General features: G+C 42.8%; 12 protein-coding genes. 3 read left to right on the top strand and 9 right to left on the bottom strand.

What is annotated here, in order from left to right:
* Positions 1 to 2 precede the first annotated feature (2 nt).
* Complete coding sequence (locus tag HMPREF9145_RS04485; protein WP_021824869.1) at positions 3 to 371, bottom strand: hypothetical protein; 369 nt, start codon at positions 369 to 371, stop codon at positions 3 to 5.
* Positions 372 to 839: 468 nt separating this feature from the next.
* Here HMPREF9145_RS04485 and ahpC point away from each other — a divergent pair, with 468 nt between their 5' ends.
* Positions 840 to 1,406: an alkyl hydroperoxide reductase subunit C gene (gene ahpC, locus HMPREF9145_RS04480; RefSeq protein WP_021825035.1), complete on the top strand. Its 567-nt coding sequence runs from the start codon at positions 840 to 842 to the stop codon at positions 1,404 to 1,406.
* A gap of 479 nt (positions 1,407 to 1,885) precedes the next feature.
* Here ahpC and HMPREF9145_RS04475 read toward each other — a convergent pair whose 3' ends face one another.
* From HMPREF9145_RS04475 to HMPREF9145_RS04440, 7 genes are all read right to left on the bottom strand, one after another.
* Positions 1,886 to 3,628, bottom strand: a complete 1,743-nt coding sequence (locus tag HMPREF9145_RS04475; protein ID WP_021825011.1) for a SusD/RagB family nutrient-binding outer membrane lipoprotein — start codon at positions 3,626 to 3,628, stop codon at positions 1,886 to 1,888.
* A gap of 27 nt (positions 3,629 to 3,655) precedes the next feature.
* Entirely contained in the window at positions 3,656 to 7,060 is a 3,405-nt protein-coding gene (locus tag HMPREF9145_RS04470; RefSeq protein ID WP_036906563.1) for a SusC/RagA family TonB-linked outer membrane protein, read from the bottom strand.
* A gap of 160 nt (positions 7,061 to 7,220) precedes the next feature.
* Positions 7,221 to 8,591, bottom strand: a complete 1,371-nt coding sequence (locus HMPREF9145_RS04465; protein WP_036906561.1) for an alpha-L-fucosidase — start codon at positions 8,589 to 8,591, stop codon at positions 7,221 to 7,223.
* A gap of 8 nt (positions 8,592 to 8,599) precedes the next feature.
* Entirely contained in the window at positions 8,600 to 10,972 is a 2,373-nt protein-coding gene (locus tag HMPREF9145_RS04460) for a glycoside hydrolase family 3 N-terminal domain-containing protein (protein ID WP_021824822.1), read from the bottom strand.
* 825 nt (positions 10,973 to 11,797) lie between these two features.
* A complete protein-coding gene (locus HMPREF9145_RS04450; protein WP_021824857.1) occupies positions 11,798 to 13,384 on the bottom strand; it encodes a mannitol dehydrogenase family protein in 1,587 nt (528 codons plus the stop codon).
* Positions 13,385 to 13,403: 19 nt separating this feature from the next.
* Complete coding sequence (uxuA, locus tag HMPREF9145_RS04445; protein WP_021824985.1) at positions 13,404 to 14,669, bottom strand: mannonate dehydratase; 1,266 nt, start codon at positions 14,667 to 14,669, stop codon at positions 13,404 to 13,406.
* A gap of 184 nt (positions 14,670 to 14,853) precedes the next feature.
* Positions 14,854 to 15,630, bottom strand: a complete 777-nt coding sequence (locus HMPREF9145_RS04440) for a DUF695 domain-containing protein (RefSeq protein WP_021825029.1) — start codon at positions 15,628 to 15,630, stop codon at positions 14,854 to 14,856.
* A 311-nt stretch (positions 15,631 to 15,941) separates the two neighbouring features.
* Between HMPREF9145_RS04440 and HMPREF9145_RS04435 the strand changes: the two genes are divergently transcribed.
* A complete protein-coding gene (locus tag HMPREF9145_RS04435; protein ID WP_036906558.1) occupies positions 15,942 to 17,105 on the top strand; it encodes a sensor histidine kinase in 1,164 nt (387 codons plus the stop codon).
* On the opposite strand, the gene HMPREF9145_RS13665 is transcribed toward HMPREF9145_RS04435, so the two are convergent.
* Positions 17,102 to 17,335, bottom strand: coding sequence for a hypothetical protein (locus tag HMPREF9145_RS13665; RefSeq protein ID WP_036906466.1), 234 nt, complete (start codon positions 17,333 to 17,335; stop codon positions 17,102 to 17,104). The genes HMPREF9145_RS04435 and HMPREF9145_RS13665 overlap by 4 nt on opposite strands.
* A 292-nt stretch (positions 17,336 to 17,627) precedes the next feature.
* Here HMPREF9145_RS13665 and HMPREF9145_RS04425 point away from each other — a divergent pair, with 292 nt between their 5' ends.
* The gene (locus HMPREF9145_RS04425) at positions 17,628 to 19,070 is read left to right on the top strand and encodes an McrB family protein (RefSeq protein WP_021824847.1); all 1,443 of its coding nucleotides are present in this window, start codon (positions 17,628 to 17,630) and stop codon (positions 19,068 to 19,070) included.
* Positions 19,071 to 19,078 lie beyond the last annotated feature (8 nt).

Raw genomic sequence — 19,078 nt, 5'->3', positions numbered from 1 at the left:
GTTTATTTCACAACCACTTTTTTCCCATTGACGATGTAAACGCCTTTTGATAAACCATTGAGCGTTGTCCCGACATATTGTCCATTGAGATTGTATAACCGATTGTCTACCAACTTTTGGCCAGCAGTTTCAATTTTCTTAATGCCGCCATTCGTAGAATAAGTAAAAGAAAGCTGAATCAGTCCCATGTTCTCGGTCTGTTTACTGCCATCGGCATAAGTAATCATTGCTTTTTCGCCAGAAAACGTGATTTTCTTTGCACTTTTTCCAATGGTCAATCCATTGATAGTGATGGTTTGTTTGCCCTTTGCCCACGAGCCAACCCAACATGCTGATAGGATGATGACAAGTATTAAACGGAGTTGTTTCATATTGATTAGGTTTAATGTTTTGGATATTCATTTGCTTGTCATTGACAAAAATACAAGGAAACTCATAAACTTGTTCGCCTTCGAACCTATAAAATAAACGCAAACGTTTACGGAATGATGACACACCTGCAGCCCCAGGAAATGCTTTGTCAAAGCATAATACGTTTGATTTTGAGGATAATGATTCCATAGATCATACTGCTAATGTGGCTTGGGAAGAATAAATCTTGTTGACTTTTGCTCGTTTGCGGCTCGTGAGGTGTCGTAGACTGCAACCGAAGAAAAAACAGAGTGTAATAAGAAAAGTTGGGAAGCAGGGATTGGTTGCATATTATCGATATCTACAAGGCTTTGTCGTGTAGAAAAGATATTATCTATCGTGTGATAGGTTTTATCTGTTGGAACAAAATGGTTTAAGCATTATCTTTGCATCGACAAATAAAATAATTCATTTAATAAGAAAATAATATGGAACCAATTATCAATCAACACGCACCCGAATTCTGCGTGCAGGCATTCCAAAATGGTGAGTTCAAAACCGTTTCAAACAAAGATATCGAAGGTAAATGGGCTTTGTTCTTCTTCTACCCAGCTGACTTTACGTTTGTTTGTCCTACTGAGTTAGAGGACCTTGCAGACAAGTATGAGCAGTTGAAAGAGATGGGTGTAGAGGTATTCTCTGTCAGCACAGACACACATTTCGTGCACAAGGCATGGCATGATGCTTCAGAAACCATCAAGAAAATCAAGTATACGATGCTCGGTGACCCAACAGGTAGCTTGAGCCGTGGCTTTGGTGTGTATAAAGAAGATGAGGGATTGGCTTATCGTGGCACTTTCCTCGTAAACCCAGAAGGCCTGATTAAGGTAGCAGAGATTCAGGATAATAACATCGGACGCAATGCCGATGAGCTTGTAAGAAAGGTAGAAGCTGCTCAGTTTGTAGCCACTCACAATGGTGAAGTGTGTCCAGCAAAGTGGAAGAAGGGTGGAAAGACCTTGAAGCCAAGTATTGATTTGGTTGGAAAAATCTAATTCTTTTATCAATCTTGTGCAATAGCTTTTCTTTCGAATGATTTCGAAAACTTATTGACGTAGTGTGTCAATACAAGATTATTCATTTGTTTGTGGCTCGAATGGTGCATGTAAGGCAATCATTTTGAGCCACATTCTTTTTTGTTTTTGTATGCTCCAAATCAAGAGGTTGATTTGCCGTTGTTCTTTATAGCGCATGAAAGTGGTGGCAAAACAAATTTCATCAAAAAAGTGTTTTCCCTTCGGCCCTTTTGTAAACGCAGGCAGATGGGGGCGCAATTACTATCTTATTGCCGTGAGTTTTCATTCATTTTGGCGCACGTTTTCATAGCTTTTAAAATGCCATGTCGTAAGGTTCTCGGCATCAAAGAGATGCCGCTGCCTTGTGCTTTCCTCCAGAAGGGAAAAAGTTTTGAACAATAAAAAAGCATCAGAGCCAAGCCCTGATGCTTCTTTTGAATGAATGGTATGCTCAAATATTAGTGAGAAGTAACCATATTATAGTAGTCTTGCGGATTTGCCCAGAAGAGTTTCGTGTAATAACCCGTTGGCTCTTTATACTTCTTTGCAATGACAGCCTGAACGTTTTCGGCGTTGTAGGTGAGCTCATCGCTGGTATAAGGCAGACGATGTGCAGGCGTTGGATAGCTGCTTGCCTGTGCATCGGTGGCGAAAGTAACCTTTGGGAAGCCCGTGCGGCGTACCACATTCCACGCTTCTAACTCATTTGTGAAGCTGAAGTTCAACCACAATTGTGTTGCAACAACCTTCTCACTTCCATCCCAAATGCTGTTAGCATAAGCGATAGCCTGTGCTTCTGTAGGTAGTTTTGTCACACGTTTGCCACCATAACTATCGTTGAAATGTGTAGCATCAACAGCCTTGTAGAGGGTGCTCTTGGTTTTAAGATCCTTGTAATATTCGAATGATTGTGCCACACCTTGAACGAAACACTCCTTAGCCTTGGTTGCATTTGCTGCCACACCATAGCCATTCAAGTAACATTCAGCCTTGCTTAAACTAACTTCAGCAGCATTAATCCAGCTGAAGGTTAGATGCTCATTACCTTGATAAGTAGCCCAGCCTTGCACAGCTTGTGAGTCAATCACGCAGTAGTAATTAGCGCTCTTGATTCCCAAACTCTGATAAACCTTGATACTGTCTGTAGCTAAATCAGAGATTTCTGTGCTGCTCTTGCTGACGTCATAAGCCACATATCGTCCCATAGGATTAGGGTCGTAGATGAGTGGCAAGCGTGGGTCGGTGTTGGCATTAGGGTAGCCATTTGCACCAACATTCATTGCATCGAGCATGGTTTGAGAGCCAGAACAGTTGCCATTACCGCTGAGTGCCTGAGAAACGCTCTTGCCATAATTGAATTCATCGGTTTGAGTATCGGCAGCGACGCCTTGATTTTGGCTGTTGTCGTCAATCAAAGGATAGGTTGAAGGATTCTCCAATATTTCCTTGATTGCTGCCTTTGCATCGCTGACACATTCGCCATGGGTAGCTAAGTGAAGGGCAATGCGGAGACGAAGTGAGTTTACATAGCGTTGCCAAATGTCTGCTTTTCCATCAGCAACTGTGAAGTCTTGGCGCTTCAATGATGCCAAACCAGTGGCATTGAGATTGCCCGCGGCGAAATAATCACCTACTTCTTTCAAGTCTTTTAGAATCGTTTTGTAGGTTTCTACATCGCTATCGAATACATCTTTTGCCTTGGCGTCTGCATAGTTACTTGTTTTCCATATTGTCGAAGCACCAGTATAGGGTACATCTCCCCATATAGAAAGCATCTCATGGAGTTGTGCTTGCATGATGGTTCGACCGAGCAAGAGGAATATTTTGTTTGAAGGCTGCTGAGCTTCTTCAAGCTTATTGTAGTTGTCTTCAAGCAAACGATACTGTGTTAGCATGTCATAAAAGTTCTGCCAACGCGTGTTATAATATCCTTCACTGGCTCCTCTGAATCGGCCACGACTATTGGCATTTCCAATAACTCCAGAGTAAAAGCCTGATGTTGTCGATTGAACATAATAGCGATAGTACGCGGGATTCATCCAATTATTGCCTTTATAGAGGATACCAGTAAATACCTGTGGCACGCCAACGGTTGAGGTTTTACTCGGATCTTCGTATTTAGAATTGAATGAAGAATCGCTACACGACACTGCAGTCAATAGTGTAAGCCCTGCTAAGGCTAATCCAAATATCTTTTTCATATTGTTACTTTATTTACTATATTCATATTAGAAGTTTGCACGAAGCGTTAAACCGAACGAACGAGAAGTGGCAGTTGTTCCGCCAATCTGTGCCTGATAGACCCAGTTTGTACCATCCGTTGCCTCTGCATCAAACAGTTTCAAGCTGCGATAGAGATAGAATGGATTGCGTACGTAGGCTGCAAGCGTGAGATTGTTGCAATGGAACTTCTTCGTGAGTAGCTTCGGAAGTGTGTATGCAAATGTTATCTCGCGGCACTTCACATAGCTGTTCTTTTGAATTGCATCGGCATAACTCTGGGTGGCACCTGTGCCCCATCCGTATTGACTATCATTCACTTCGAACTGTGTTACTACGACATCATTCGGTGTTCCGTCTTCTTTTACACCCTTCTGAATAAGTCCGTTGTCCCATACATAGTGGCCATTTATCTTGGTTTCTCCACGCTTATAGTTAGGTACATCAGATGGTTTTACAACATGGATTGAAGTCTTATCTTCTGCCTTGTCAGTGTCACTGTAGTAATAAATGCCCCCTGTTGCAGCATCACGAACACCAACTGCGTCGGTGATATTACCTGCATCCATCATATATTGCCATGGCAAGTTGAGTACATCTCCACCGATACGGAAGTCAAAGTTGAATGTAAGTGCAAAGTTCTTATAGCTTAACATACCACCGAAACCACCTGTTGCCTTAGGCATAGCATTGCCAACTTTGTGACGTACAGACGTATCTGTGATGTAAAGACCATTGGCTCCAACAAGTTTGTTGCCTTTATCGTCTGTCTTATATGTGTATGCATACCAGTCACCCATAGCCTCTCCAACGTGTGATTCTAAGCTTGCTGCACCATTATCACATGTCATGTGTGACAATACATCAAGGCCATCGGCGAGCTTCTTCACCTTGTTTCGGTTGAAGGCGGTATTGAAATTCAAGTCTAATCTCCAGTCTTTTGTCAAGAGAGGTGTACCATAAAGGCTGATTTCTAAACCGGTATTGGTCAACTCACCCACGTTCATCAACATGCTTTTTGCACCCATTGATGAAGCCGAAGTGGTTGTAAGAATCTGGTCTTTAATGTCATTGTAGTAGTAGCTGAGCTCCATTCCAAGTCGGTTGTTAAGCCATTTGTTCTCAAGACCGAGTTCATATTCATGCTTACGTTCAGGCTTAATGCTCTCATTACCGATATTGGTTGGTACGAAGTTATAAGTGTAAGTGCTCGACCGTGTGATAGTTCCTTGGCTGAAAGCCATATTGGCTAAGTAGATAGAAGGAGCATTACCTACAACACCATAAGATAGGCGAAGCTTTCCATAATCCCACCAAGTAGGTTTCTTTTCCTTTAATAACTCTGTATAAATAACGCTACCACTGACTGAAGGATAATAGAAGGTGTTGTTTCCTTTCTTTAGGGTTGAAGTCTTTTCTTGGCGGATTGTGCCTTCAAGATAGAGCCAACTGTCATAGCCATAGCTTCCGGTGAGGAAGAGACCCGTACGGAGTTGATCCTGTTTATCCATGTCGGCACCCTTTGTTCCCACTGAAGCGTTGAGATTGAACCAGTTCTCTTGTGTCAAACCTTGATTTGTTCGAACAGCTGAAATGTAGTAATCTTCACGACGACCTGTCCATCCTGCACTGGCTGTTATGTTATGTTTCAGGTTGAAAGTTTTGTCATAAGTCAGCATGATATCACCATAATAGATGCGATAACGGCTGTTAGAAAGCTTGTAAACATCATCATATTGGCCGTTGGTAGAGAATGAATGTGCATTTGAAGTATATTCTTTATTCTCTATCTTTTCAGTCGTCATGTCTGTTGCTATGCGTCCACTAAGCGTAAGACCATCCATGATTTTCCAAGTAGGATTAACGGCTCCCATGAATCGTTCGTGGTTAACGAACTCATTGTTACGGAATACTTTCCAGAAATATTCACTGATAAGTGAGGTTGATCCCATAGGACTATACAAGAAAGTCTCGTCAGGTGTCATCGTGTTTGGTGAGCCACCATTAATCTGAGCAACGCCATTCAGGTAGCCAAGACTGGTGACTGTGTGGTTGCGGATATAGGCAATATCTGTAAATCCGCCAAACATTCCCGAGTAGTTATTGGTTAATCGGCTGATACGATAAGGTCTATTCTTGATGCGTTGAGGTTGATAACTTACTGAGTAGTTGAGTTTGATATCGTTGGTTACGTCGAAAGCTCCCGTCAAATTAAAGTTATGACGGCTGTTTTCTGAGTTATACTGCATCGAACGAGTCTGATTATACGTATAAGAGAAACGCACATTGTTACGTTCTGTGCCGTTTGTTATCGCAATGTTATAGTTCTGATTCACACCCGTACGGAAGATATCACCCCATTGGTTGTGGTCGATCGGACTATAATTACGTGTAGTTCCATCGAAATAGGTTATTGATTTACTTGAATCATAGGCTGGACCATAGTTGTAAATTGTAGGGCGTGGTGTTGTAATTGTATTGCCTGCACGGTCCTTATATATCTTGCGTAATCCCGTAACGGCTTCTTCTCCATCGCCTAATGCCCAGTTATCATAGCCGGGACCAAACTTCTTTTGGATGTCGGGCATATATGCAACCTTGTCAAAACCAATGCTTGCATTGAAGTCAATGTGCGTGCCCGTGCCTCTTGAGGCGGTTTTCGTGGTGATCATAATAACACCATTTGCAGCCTCAGAACCATAGAGAGCAGACGCTGCAGCGCCTTTCAAGATAGAGATATTCTCAATGTCTTCGGGGTTGATGTCTACCAAACCATTGGCTGCAATACGCTGGTTTGACCAATAGTCATTGTTGTTTACATTACCATTGTGAATTGGAACACCATCTAATACCAATAGCGGTTGGGTGTTACCTGTGATAGATGACAAACCACGTACAGAGACAGAGATGGCTGAATTGCCTCCAGGCGCGGTCTGAATCCTTACACCTGAGGCCTTACCATATAGACCTGTGGCAATGCTTGGAGAGCCTGTACGGTTCAAATCGGCTGCTCCAATGGAGCTTACTGCGTAACCTAACTTCTTGGAATCTTTCTTAATACCAAGTGCAGTCACTACAACTTCATCAATGTTCTGGCTTCCTTCGTCCATGACAACATCGATATTCTTCCGGCCTTTCACGTCAATGGCCTTTGTAGAGAACCCGATGTAGCTGAACTCCAACGTTGATGAAGCCGCACATTTGATAGTATAGTTGCCATCAACATCAGTGACTCCGCCTGAAGATGTGCCTAAAATCTTCACTGTAGCGCCTGCAATAGGCTCGCCGGCCTGGTCTTTTACACAGCCCTTCACCACGAAATTCTGAGCATAGGTGACGACTGTGAACAAGAGAAACAAGGCCATCAAAGATATTCTCTGAATACTTTGATAAAAACATTTCGATTGTTTCATCTGAATAATAGGTTTAGAGTTTTGCATATTGTATATAGCGTTAAAAAATTGTCTGTGGTCAATGAAACTTTATTGTCGCACGAACGATAAACTCATTTGAGTCAAATCGTGTGCTAAAGTCCTTCATTCCATAACGTGTTTTGCGTGTAATGGTGTTGTGTTATAGGTTTAATTGCAAGGCGAAAGGTTCTGCTTTCATCCCTTCTGGCAGTTTAACGGTTACCTTCCCATCGTTGGTTTTTGTCATTTTTAGCCTCTTGTTTACTCCAAGGAGCATAACACTTTTGGGAACATTGGTATGCCATGACAGGGTCGATGGCATTTCTTCGCCGTCTGAAAGGGCGTAGATGGCATAGCGTTGACGCCCATTTTTATCGGCTGTAAACCATAGCTTTCCTTCCTGATAATAGGGCGTTGGCACCGTGTTATAAATGGCTTTGCCATAGCGTTTCAGCCATTGTCCAATACTATCCAACCTACATGCTGCTTCTTTTTGAATGCGTCCGTCTGCCGTAGGCCCAACGCCAAGCACAAGGTTTCCACCTTTTGCTACAACCTCTACCAAGGTGTTGATGACCTTTGTCGCCGACTTCCAAACAGGATTCTTTACCCATCCCCAATCGTTTGACAGCGGAATACAACTTTCCCAAGGGTAGTTGAGCTGTTGTTCAGGAATGGTTCGTTCGGGGGTTTGATAGTTTTCATAAGGTCCATGAATGGTTCTGTCAACGATAATCAAGCCCGGTTGCAGAGCTCTTGCACGCGAAGCAATGCGTGGCATGTTGATATCTTGCCCGTTTTCTTTGCATACCCATCCGCCATCGAGCCACAAAATATCCACCTTTCCATAGTCTCGCAGCAACTCTTCTGTCTGGGCATAGACAAAGTTCTTAAAGCGGTTCCAGCGCCAAGGCCATTGCTTGATGTCATAGTTAACATTGCGTCCTCGCTTAATGGGATAGACATCCCACCAATAATCCTGTGAATGCCAGTCGGGTTTAGAGTAATATTCGCCCACCATAAAGCCTTTGTTGCGGAATGCTTGAAGCACATAGCGCAGTACATCGCGTTTAGGATTGTCGCGAAAAGCATGTTGGGCTATCGTGAAATCGGTTTGTTTAGAGTCATACATGCAGAAACCATCATGGTGTTTTGTTGTGAACAGCATGTATTTCATCCCTGCTTTATCAAATGTTGAGGCCCATTGCTCGGGGTCAAACTTTGTGGGATTGAACGTGTTGGATAGACCCCAATACCATGCTTTGTATTGATCGTAGGTCTTTGTTGTGTCGCGTGTAATCCAGTTTTCATCGCAAATAGACCACGATTCCACAATACCTGGAACAGCATAAAGCCCCCAATGGATGAGCACTCCAAACTTTAAGTCTTGCCATTGCTTTAGTTTCTTCACCACAAGAGGGTCTGTTGGCCACTCATAGGTTTGCGAACGCTCATACACATCGCCTTGTGCAAAGGCACCATGTGCACTGATGAGCATTGCAATAGCACAGATTATTTTCTTCAAATTCATTGTCATTCTTAGTTATATGAGGGTGAAAGTGTCTCAGCTTCGGTCTGTATGACGGCATGAAGTGGTAGCTTGTTTGACGCGCCTCCTATGCCGATGTCAATAGACCGGGCTTCAACAACAGACTGCATCTCGGTATTAATGAGGGAAAAATCTTTGGGTTCAAGGTCGAAGGTGACGCATTTCGTCTGTCCTTTGGGGATAAAAATGCGCTTGAAGTGCTTCAATTGAAGCAATGGTTGCACTACACTTGCCACCTGATCATGCGTGTAAAGTTGTGCCACTTCCTCACCATCCGTGTCGCCAGTATTGGTGATTTCAAACGAGATACGATAGGCGTTTCGCCCTGTTTTCTCTGTCTTCATCTTGTCATAGCTGAAAGTTGTGTAGCTCAGTCCATAGCCAAACGGATATAAGGGAGCTGCATTCATCTCCACATAGTCATGGGGTGAGGGCATGCGTTTATTGTAGTAACAAGGGAGTTGGCCTACACTGACGGGCACACTGATAGGCAATCGTCCCGCAGGATTAATGTCTCCGAAGAGTACATCGGCTATCGCTTGCCCACCTTCTTGGCCGGGATAGTAGGCCGTTAGCAAGGCATCAGCGTGTGTTGCCGCCCAGTTTTTCTGTAAAGGACGGCCTTCTATATAGACAACGACAAGTGGTTTGCCTGTCTTTTTGACGGCTTTCAGCAACTCTTCCTGGCGTCCTGTCAAGGTCAACGATGCACGATCATAGCCTTCTCCCGATTCCATGTCACTCACAGTTGAGGCATTTACTGTTGCCGCCCCAGTCGCTTGATAATCTGTTTTGAAGTCACGTGCACTCGAACCTCCTACAACTGCAACGACAACATCGGCCCATTTTGCAGCTGCAACGGCTTCATCTATGTTGCTGTTTGCCGTGTCTCGGATGGCACATCCTTTCACATAGCGAAGCTGTGCCGCAGGAATCTTTGTCTGAAGTCCCATCAACACCGTCTTCACATGCCCTTCTTGTTGCGGTGCAGTGTAGTCACCGAGCATGTTATATACGTTGTTTGCGTTCGGTCCTACTAAGGCAATCTTGGCTTTTCTCTGTAGCGGCAGGCACTGATTTGAGTTTTTCAACAATGTGATGAGTTGTTGGGCAGCCTTCAATGCCAAGGCTTTGTCGACCTCGTTATCAATCGTTTTTGTCTCCGCGGCATTGACATAAGGGTGTTCAAAGAGTCCCATCTCAAACTTCATGCGTAGCACTCGCGCGCAAGCTGAATCGATATCATGCTCTGTTATCCATCCTTTCTCTAAGGCTTCTGGCAGTAGTGCATAAGTGCGTCCACCCAAATCTATGTCTACTCCGGCTTTTAATGCCATCCCACCTGCCTCTGCCAAGGTGTGCGTTACATGGTGGGTGTGCCACAATCCGTCAATACTATAGAGGTCAGAAAGCACAAATCCCGAGAAGTTCCAACGTTTCCTTAGCACGTCATCATAAAGCCATCGGTTGCCCGTTGAAGGCACTCCATCCAGTGAATTATAGGAAGTCATGACCGAAGTTGCCCCAGCTTGTATCGCTTTCTCAAATGGAAGTAAGAAGTTTTGGCATACATCTCGCAGTCCACCTACCGTCTGACAGCCATTTTGTCCGCCTTCGGTTGTGCCGTAACCCACAAAGTGTTTCAACGTGGGTATTGTCGCATGGGGTTGTGAATGCTTGCCTCCGCCGAGTCCTTTCACCATAGATGCACCGATAACGGCAGTCAAAACAGGGTCTTCTCCCATACATTCTTCCACACGAGACCAACGTGGATCGCGCGTCAAATCAAGTACAGGACCGAAGCTAATATGTGCTCCTTGTTGTCTGATTTGACGCGCGATACATTGCCCTATGGCTTCAGCGAGCGTATTGTTCCATGTGGCTGCCAACCCTAATCCCGTTGGAAATACAGTTGTTCCGATAGCCATGTGCCCATGAGGTGCCTCTTCTGCCAAGAACAAGGGTATGCCAAGACGTGTGTTTTGAATGGCATATTGCTGCAGTTTGTTGGCAGTTTGCGCTGCCAGATAAGGCGTTAATCCGTTTTCTAAGCTCTTCTTTGTCCAAGGATCAGCGCGGAAAGTGGCCCATAGCATACCGATTTTACCTTCTGCAATGTCTTTCTTGAACGTGTCGGAAAGTTCAATCTGTTGTCGATTTCGAATGTAGTAGTCCCATGCCAGCATACACCTTAGCTGGCCGATTTTCTCGTCTAATGTCATGCGACGAAGCAAATCAGTCACTCGTTGGGCTGTCGGCAGCTTCTCATTTTGATAGGGGAAGTGTCCTTTTGCTTTCAGGTTTAAGCATAAACCACAAGCCATAAGCAGCAGAACGGTGACTTTGCATCGCGCGATTTTCATAATGTTGATTTGTGTTTTGATAGTTCTCAGCGAATTTAAAGTGTAAACAAGAGATTTAGAGAGTGTGACTTTTGGGACTACCTACATTGCCATTGTCATGCTTTTTGTGGCATGCGATGGACTTGATATTGGTTCATGACGTCATGATTCATGCGGTCATGGATTGTTTTTTTCTTTGGTTTATAGGTCATTCAATCATGAATTGATAGTTTATTCATGGTGTGCTTCCCAATGACGGATAACGTTCTGTGTCTTCTGATAGCGTTCATGGTCAGACAAAGTGCGTTGAACATGGGTGGAAATGCACACAACTATTTCGGTGGTAAAAGTAGTAATAAGTTTTGATAAAAGCAAGTTTTTGTTTTAATTATTTAATAAATTTTGTGTTTCCACTTTTTTGTTATCGGCTGTGTTAGGTTATTTCATGGGTGAAAGAGGCCGTAATAGCGATGCTGATTTTGACTTTTCTTATTGTGATTTGAGTGTTATGGACTTATGGGTTGCCCCATTTCAAATGCTTGTTGTTTTCATGTTATGGGCTATAAGATTAGCGATGAATGAAAGAAGGAAACTCCTTTGTTTCGTGCTTTGTTTTTGTTTTATGGTTATGGTTAGGTTATTCGTAGAGTGATTTGTGGCATTTTACCGCATTGTTTGCGTCATTTCATCGCGTTATTCATGCCATATTACGGCATAATTTGTGTGAGATTGTTTTTTCATTCCGTTCCATTGAAAGCATGTTCTATATTATAAGGTAGGAAGATAAAATGCAATCCGCGCCGCATCTACTTTGGAGGTGCAGCGCGGATAGTTTCTTTTCAGGCGTTATCTTGCCATGACATAGCGGTGGAGAGTAGTGCGAACGCTGCCCTTTCCGGCAAAGAGCGCTTTAACAGCAGCCTCAATCTGTGGCCCAAAACCAGCCTCATAAAGGTCTAATCCAAAGACATCTTTGCGGCTGAAGAGTGCTTTCAAACAGCTGAAATCTTGGTCCTCATGTCCTATTTCAAGTGGTGACACCATGGCTTGAAGTTCATTTAACAATGGATCGGGAGAGGGATTGAAAGGCTTTCCCTCGTCATCTATGCCCTTCAAATAGCGTGCATAAGCAGCCAATACCAATGGAATCAAGACGAGATTTGACCTATCCAAGCCGCGCTTGATATACTTTTTGATTGTCTCACCGAAGCGAATGGCTAACTTTTGTGACGTATCCATGGCGATGCGTTGAGGCGTATCGGGCATGAACGGATTAGGCAATCGCTTGTTGATAAATACACCTATGAACTCATAAGGATTGAGAATGCCCGGATCAACGACTACAGGCATGGCCTCGATATAGCCAATTTTCTGAATCAAACAACGGATATCAGGGTCTGCAATCTCTGCAGAGATGAGGTCATAGCCTAACAAACAGCCGAAGATAGCCATGGCAGTGTGAAGTGGGTTGAGGCAGGTGGTGACCTTCATCGTCTCTACCTTGTCGACCGTTTCACGCGAAGTGAACAGCACTCCGCCAAGTTCGAGGGGCGGACGGCCATTGGTATAGTGGTCTTCTACAATGAGATATTGAGTTTCTTCGGCATTAACGAAAGGCGCAGTAAACGTGTGTCGTGCCGTTTCTATATAGTCGTTGTCTTCAAATCCATCAGCTTCTAACAGCGCTTTCACCTTTGCATGTGGGCGAGGAGTAATCTTATCAATCATCGACCAAGGGAAAGTGACTTTGCTTTCATCCTTTAAGTAGTCGACAAACTCTATGGAAACGAGGCCGTCTTTGGCCCAACGTTCGGCGTAAGCGAATACACCTGCTTGGAGTTTACTACCATTATGCGAGCAGTTATCCATGCTTTGGAGCGTTACAGGCAGTCTTCCGGCTTTGTAACGCGCGTGGAGTAGGGCGGTGACCTTGCCCAAAGCAAACTGCGGGTTCAGCCCACGTGCAAGGTCGTCTTCATTGAAGTTATAGCCTTTCTCCGTGATGGTGAACGATACTAACTGCAGGGTTGGGTTGCAGAAGATGTCCATCAGTCGTTTCCAATCAGGCAGTTGAGGGTCTGCTTTGAGGGCTTCGGTGACACTGGCGATAACCTTTTTTTCAATTGTTCCCGTGGATTTCAGACTTACCAACAATGAAAGATTGTCGTAAGGTGTATAGGCTTTGTCGATAACTTCATTGTCGAAGGTCTCAGCAACAATGACTCCGCGGTCATATTTGCCTGAGTTTAGGGCATCGTTGAGTAGTGCTGCCGGAAAGGCTCGAAAGATATTACCGCCTCCAAAGTGTATCCATGTAGGCTCTTCAAAGGTCTTTTGGCGAACGGCTTGAATGTCAAAGCGAGGTAGTTCGTAGCCTTTGTTCTCCCATTCTGCAGCATTGTAGTGACTCTTTAATAGCGTTGTTAGTCTCATGATGATAGAAATTTTGAAGTTAATCGAAGAATCCCGGTTGATGATAACTTATGCCCTGTTCGTTATCTACCGTTGCAATGACGCCTTGAAGCTGTCCCATGGCAAACATACGGCCTAAGAAACTATAGCCCGCATTATAGCCTTTATCTTCATCTCCAAGCATAGTCATGCCATGATCTACGCGCATCGGCAGTCTCGCAACATGGGGATGGTCTCGCCGTTGCTGTTCTTCTTGCTCGAAAACACGGCATAATTCAATGAGGTTTGCCCTGCCTCCGAGGTGACTTGCCTCTGTAAAGTCGCCATTGGGGAACACATAACAGCTGCGCAAATGCACGAACCAAGTGCGATTAGCATATTTTCTTGCAAGCTCTGGGAGGTTGTTTTGTGCACCCGCTGAAAGGCTTCCGGCACAGAAAGTCAGGCCGTTGTGCTTGTCATTAACCGCATTCAAGAACCATTTTATATCGTCATCACACGTTACAATGCGTGGAAGTCCGAGGACTTGAAAGGGTGGATCGTCGGGATGTACACACATATACATGTCACCTTCGTTGCAAACGGGCATGATGGCACTAAGGAAATAGCGCATGTTTTCACGTAGTTGGTCTTTGCTTATGCCGTCATAGAGGGCAAGAAGTTTGCGGAACAGTGCGACAGGATGCTTGTCACCTTCCTTGAAATTGCCACTAACAAAGCCCTGAGTCTTAATGACTATGTTCTCAACGAGGGCGTGATCTTTCTCTGGTGTCATTGTCTTGGCCAATGCATCAACCTCTTTGAGGATGTCACGCCCATTGGGTTTGCCATCAGGACCAAGCACTTTAAAGGCTGCCCAGCTATCTTTTGCTCCCTCACGCTTAAGGATATGAATGTCGAAATAAGCAAATTCGGGGATAGAAAAGTAAAGATTGCTGCTGCCGTTTGGGTTTTCATGCAACAAGTTTGTACGTGCCCAATCGAGCACAGGCATAAAGTTATAGCAGACGATATGAATGCCTTCAGCAGACAGATTGCGTAGACTCTCCTTGTAAACTTCAATCTGTTGGTCGCGATCTGGGCCTCCATACTTGATGGTTTCAGTCACAGGGAGAGACTCTACGACGCTCCAGTGCATGCCAAAGCTTTCAATGTAGGTTTTAAGTTCATGGATTTTCTCTCGTGTCCACACTTGACCCAGTGGCACATCATGTAGGGCTGTGACAATACCTTCAATGCCAATCTCTTTCAACATGGCAAGGGTTATCTTGTCGTTTTTGCCAAACCATCTCCAGGTTCTTTCCATATTATTTTAGGTTTAACGTAATAATATCTTTATTTTTCATTGATTAAAGCACAAAGATAGCTCTTTTTGATTTAATCAAAGATTATTTCATGGATTATTTATGCTTACAAAATGGGTGTGCTTTTCAATGAGAAGGTGGTATGACAAAAATGAGTTTAAAGGTGCATGTGGTGCACCTTTAAACTCAATCTGTAGCGACAGGGCTCTCCCATCCATCGTAATCACCGCCTGCTGCCTCTGCAGTGTCTAATAGATATGAGGTGACATGGTGGATGTTATTGGGCACATCTTCGCGTGAAACGCTAATCATTACGGGATATTCTTCAGTCTTTTCATACCGCTGTGAAGTCTTTTTGAATCCTTCTTTCTCAACAACTGTGATGAAATTCTTGGCAGAATCTTCATTCTTAAAGAAGATATAATGATCTATTGGGCGTGACTTGTTGGAATTATCATGGTGTTCTTGCAGTGTCTGTAATACCTTGTTGTTCTGTATTTCCTGCATAGCATACTTGTCAGGATATAGCGTTCCAAAGTAAGTTTCCCATGCTTTGTCTTCGTTTTCAGTGAGTTTGAACTCGTAATCTGGGAATAACTTTTTCAGCTTTCCAATGAGTTTGTTTCCTACATCGCCTGCTTTCTTCACATAAAAGATAAAGTTTAAACGATTATTCCATTTGACTAAACCTGCATCAATGGCATCAACTTGCTTCAGTAATTCAATGAAAGCATCTTCTATTTTCCAAAGCGTTGTGTTTTCTTCTTGGCTTGGTAATCCGCTTTCTGTAGTCTCTTTGCAACATACTGACAATTGAATCCGGTGATGATATCCATTGTAAGGGGCGTTGTTATAGAGTGCCAGATTGACGCGAGTAATAGCAGGTTTCTTCTCAAGATCTTGCATATACATGCCCCAGTCCTCTGGTACTTTAGAGTGGATAATGTTTTTTAGAAGAGTCATTTTATATTTGTTGTTGAGTGATTGTGCTTGTTATGTCATTGAATTTGCATCCAACACACACTAACAATTTATTTAATTTTAGATTTCGCAAAGTTAGTTGATTGCATTGTAATTTGCAAATTAAAGCGTAAGAAAAATTAAATTGAAGTATAGGATATTTGCAATTGTGTTATGTTTCATTCAAAATTATCTTTTTTTTATACTAAAATTGGTCTGAATGGTCACTTGGTTATGAATATATTCGAATGCAAATATAATGTCTTGTGAATCATTTGAAACAATAAATCATGTTGAATCGCGTTTTTTTTGATATGAAATGGACTTCCCATCTGCGTCAAATACGCATTTTGTTCATTATTATTGCCATGATGATAGCCTTGGCTTCTCTGGTAGTTTCGCATCTTTTGGTCAGCGATTTGGCCAAAGAAGAAACTGCGCGTATGGAGGTTTGGGCCGAAGCAATGCGCTCGTTGAATGCAGCAGATGAGTATACTGACCTCTCGTTGGTACTGAAAGTAATCAACGAAAATCATACCATTCCAGTAATAGTCATGACCCATCAGGGGACGATTCAAACCTATCGGAATGTGGATTTGAAAGGAAAGACGCGCAAAGACAGCCTTAACGACGCTATCAGTCAAGCCAAAAGGATGCGTGCCGAGGGGCATGTTATTCGTATTTTGTTAGATAAGCATCGTGAATATATAGATGTTTGTTATGACGAATCATTGCTGTTGCGTCGACTTTCATGGTATCCTTATGTGCAACTGAGTGTGGTGTTGCTCTTCGTTTGCCTTGCCCTGTTTGCCCTGTTGACGCTAAAACGCGCCGAACAAAATCGTGTTTGGGTAGGGTTGAGCAAGGAAACGGCACATCAACTCGGTTCACCCATCTCAAGTTTAATGGCTTGGATGGAAATCATGAAAGAGAGTTATCCTGATGATTTGTTGCTGCCTGAGATGGAAAATGATGTGAAACGACTGCAGCTTGTGGCTGATCGTTTCTCGAAAATAGGCTCACAACCCACACTCGAAGCAACGGACTTGATGGCTGTGTTGCGCCGAGTCATGGCCTATATGCAAAGCAGAACGTCACACACGGTAGTCATGACACTTCATGAGTCGAATGAAAAGGTGAAGGCAAACCTTAATGTTTCGCTCTTTGAATGGGTCATAGAAAATCTTTGTAAGAATGCCGTTGATGCCATGGAAGGCTGTAATGGGCGCATCGATATTTGCGTTTCAGAGACTGAACAAACGATAATCATCGACTTAACAGACACGGGAAAGGGCATTCGGAAAAAGGATTTGAAGAATGTTTTTAGGCCAGGTTTTACAACAAAGAAACGCGGATGGGGACTTGGTTTGTCGCTAACTCAACGGATAGTTGAGGACTATCATCGCGGAAAAATATTCATTAAGCACTCTGAAGTGGGGCAGGGCACGACATTTCGCATCACACTTCCGCGGCCTTAAACACACAAATCATTTTGTCCTTCATCACAAATCCCTTTTTGAAGTCGCTTATCATGCTTTCTCATCTCATTCATTTTACCTTGTGATTTGATGCTCTTTGTCTTGTGTTTTGACTGATTTCGCGGCGTGATTTGATTCATATTATTTTGCTCTTTAATAGGGTAGAAAATGCGTTTGCTTGTAGATTTATGAGTAGAATCATGTTCTTTTTGATGAAGAATGTGATGCATATAGTTTCAATCAAGATGAAAGGACATGGGAAAAGCTATATTCATAGAGGATGAAAACCTATGGTTGAGGAGAAAGAATAATGTGCATCGTTGAGTATTATAAAAATAAATTATTATCTTTGCAATGCGTATGAGATAACGTTTTGTCGTTATTGCTGTGAGAAATGAAATGCCTTTATGTGACGCAATCATAGGAGATAATCTAATAGGTATAGCAAATTGCATGCTGAGGCTAATTCATGTAGTGGCTGATTATAAATGATTCTATCAAAAAAATATATTAAACTTTGCGATGAAAAATATTCAAATCATAGAAAAACCAAAAGGAACATCCAGCTGTGATATAGGAATCAGTGTGGATGACTGGCAGGAAATATTGACTAATCCACAAATAACAACAGAGAATTATCGTGAGGCTTTGTTGGCTTTCTATCGTGAACCTGAACATAAAGCCAATACTATTATAGATTATGTTGAGGCTATATTAAAACCAAAGGAAATGAAAACATCGAAGTATCAAGCATATATTGATTTGTTGAAGCAAACACATAATCTTGTGTTTACAGGCGCTCCAGGTACGGGGAAGACTCATATGGCTCGGGAAATTGCAAAAGAAATGGGTGCCGAAAGCATGTTTGTGCAGTTTCATCCGTCTTATGATTATACGGATTTTGTAGAGGGTTTGCGCCCAATTGATAATGGAGAAGGGCATATAGTCTTTGAAAGAAAGGATGGAGTCTTTAAGGAATTTTGTCGTAAGGCAGTGCAAAACCTGATAGATTCTTCAAAGAGTGTCGAAGAACTTAGTGATGAAACGCATTGGAAGATGCTATTAGAGGAGTTTGTAAATGATGCTATTGACAATGCCACGACATTCAAGACGGTGAATGGTTCCGAATTTGTTATTACAGGAATGACAGAAAGTTATGTCTCGATTCTTAATGAACAGAATGCTAAAGCATCAATACTTAACGTTAGTATACATGAGATATTAACTCTGTTGTTCAATGAAATTACGCTTGAATATGTGCGTGATATTCGAAGATATTTCGGCAGAATGTTTGGTACACAGGCTGATTCTTATACATATGTTATTGTAAAACAGATAAGAGAAAAACATCAAAGCGCAAGCGCAAACAAGGTTAATCAGAAGCATAGTAGTAGGATACAAGAACGAGATTACGTGTTTATTATTGATGAAATCAATCGTGGTGAGGTTTCAAAAATATTCGGAGAATTGTTTTATGCCATTGATCCTGGTTATAGAGATGATAAGGATAATCCCGTCCAGACGCAGTATCAGAATCTAATTCCAACGTCAGATGTGTTTGCAAAAGGCTTCTATGTGCCAAGAAATGTCTATATCCTTGCAACGATGAATGACATAGATCGATCTGTAGAAAGCATGGATTTTGCGATGCGAAGAAGGTTTACTTGGAAAGAAATAAAACCTGAATGTACGGAAGATATGTTAGATAATCTTGGACAATCTTTGGCTGATAGCGCAAAAGAAACAATGCATAGACTGAATAATGAAATTGTAGCTACAGATGGTTTGGGTGCTGCTTATAGTGTAGGACCAGCCTATTTCATGAAGATAAAGGATTTAAAAGGAGATTTTTCTGCGCTTTGGAATATGAATATTGAACCTCTTTTGCGGGAATATTTGCGTGGTTTCAGAGCAATAGATGATATGATGGAGAAGTTCAGAAAAGCCTTTTTCAGAGAAGGTTAGATGAGAAA

It is taken from the genome of Segatella salivae F0493, from assembly GCF_000477535.1.
GTDB lineage: Bacteria > Bacteroidota > Bacteroidia > Bacteroidales > Bacteroidaceae > Prevotella > Prevotella salivae.
This window is presented reverse-complemented; position numbering and strand designations above follow the sequence as displayed.

Excerpts from the sequence above, each read along its gene's own strand:
- HMPREF9145_RS04485 (WP_021824869.1), bottom strand. The coding sequence starts at position 371 with ATGAAACAACTCCGTTTAATACTTGTCATCATCCTATCAGCATGTTGG.
- ahpC (WP_021825035.1), top strand. The coding sequence starts at position 840 with ATGGAACCAATTATCAATCAACACGCACCCGAATTCTGCGTGCAGGCA.
- HMPREF9145_RS04475 (WP_021825011.1), bottom strand. The coding sequence starts at position 3,628 with ATGAAAAAGATATTTGGATTAGCCTTAGCAGGGCTTACACTATTGACT.
- HMPREF9145_RS04470 (WP_036906563.1), bottom strand. The coding sequence starts at position 7,060 with ATGAAACAATCGAAATGTTTTTATCAAAGTATTCAGAGAATATCTTTG.
- HMPREF9145_RS04465 (WP_036906561.1), bottom strand. The coding sequence starts at position 8,591 with ATGAATTTGAAGAAAATAATCTGTGCTATTGCAATGCTCATCAGTGCA.
- HMPREF9145_RS04460 (WP_021824822.1), bottom strand. The coding sequence starts at position 10,972 with ATGAAAATCGCGCGATGCAAAGTCACCGTTCTGCTGCTTATGGCTTGT.
- HMPREF9145_RS04450 (WP_021824857.1), bottom strand. The coding sequence starts at position 13,384 with ATGAGACTAACAACGCTATTAAAGAGTCACTACAATGCTGCAGAATGG.
- uxuA (WP_021824985.1), bottom strand. The coding sequence starts at position 14,669 with ATGGAAAGAACCTGGAGATGGTTTGGCAAAAACGACAAGATAACCCTT.
- HMPREF9145_RS04440 (WP_021825029.1), bottom strand. The coding sequence starts at position 15,630 with ATGACTCTTCTAAAAAACATTATCCACTCTAAAGTACCAGAGGACTGG.
- HMPREF9145_RS04435 (WP_036906558.1), top strand. The coding sequence starts at position 15,942 with ATGAAATGGACTTCCCATCTGCGTCAAATACGCATTTTGTTCATTATT.
- HMPREF9145_RS13665 (WP_036906466.1), bottom strand. The coding sequence starts at position 17,335 with ATGCATCACATTCTTCATCAAAAAGAACATGATTCTACTCATAAATCT.
- HMPREF9145_RS04425 (WP_021824847.1), top strand. The coding sequence starts at position 17,628 with ATGAAAAATATTCAAATCATAGAAAAACCAAAAGGAACATCCAGCTGT.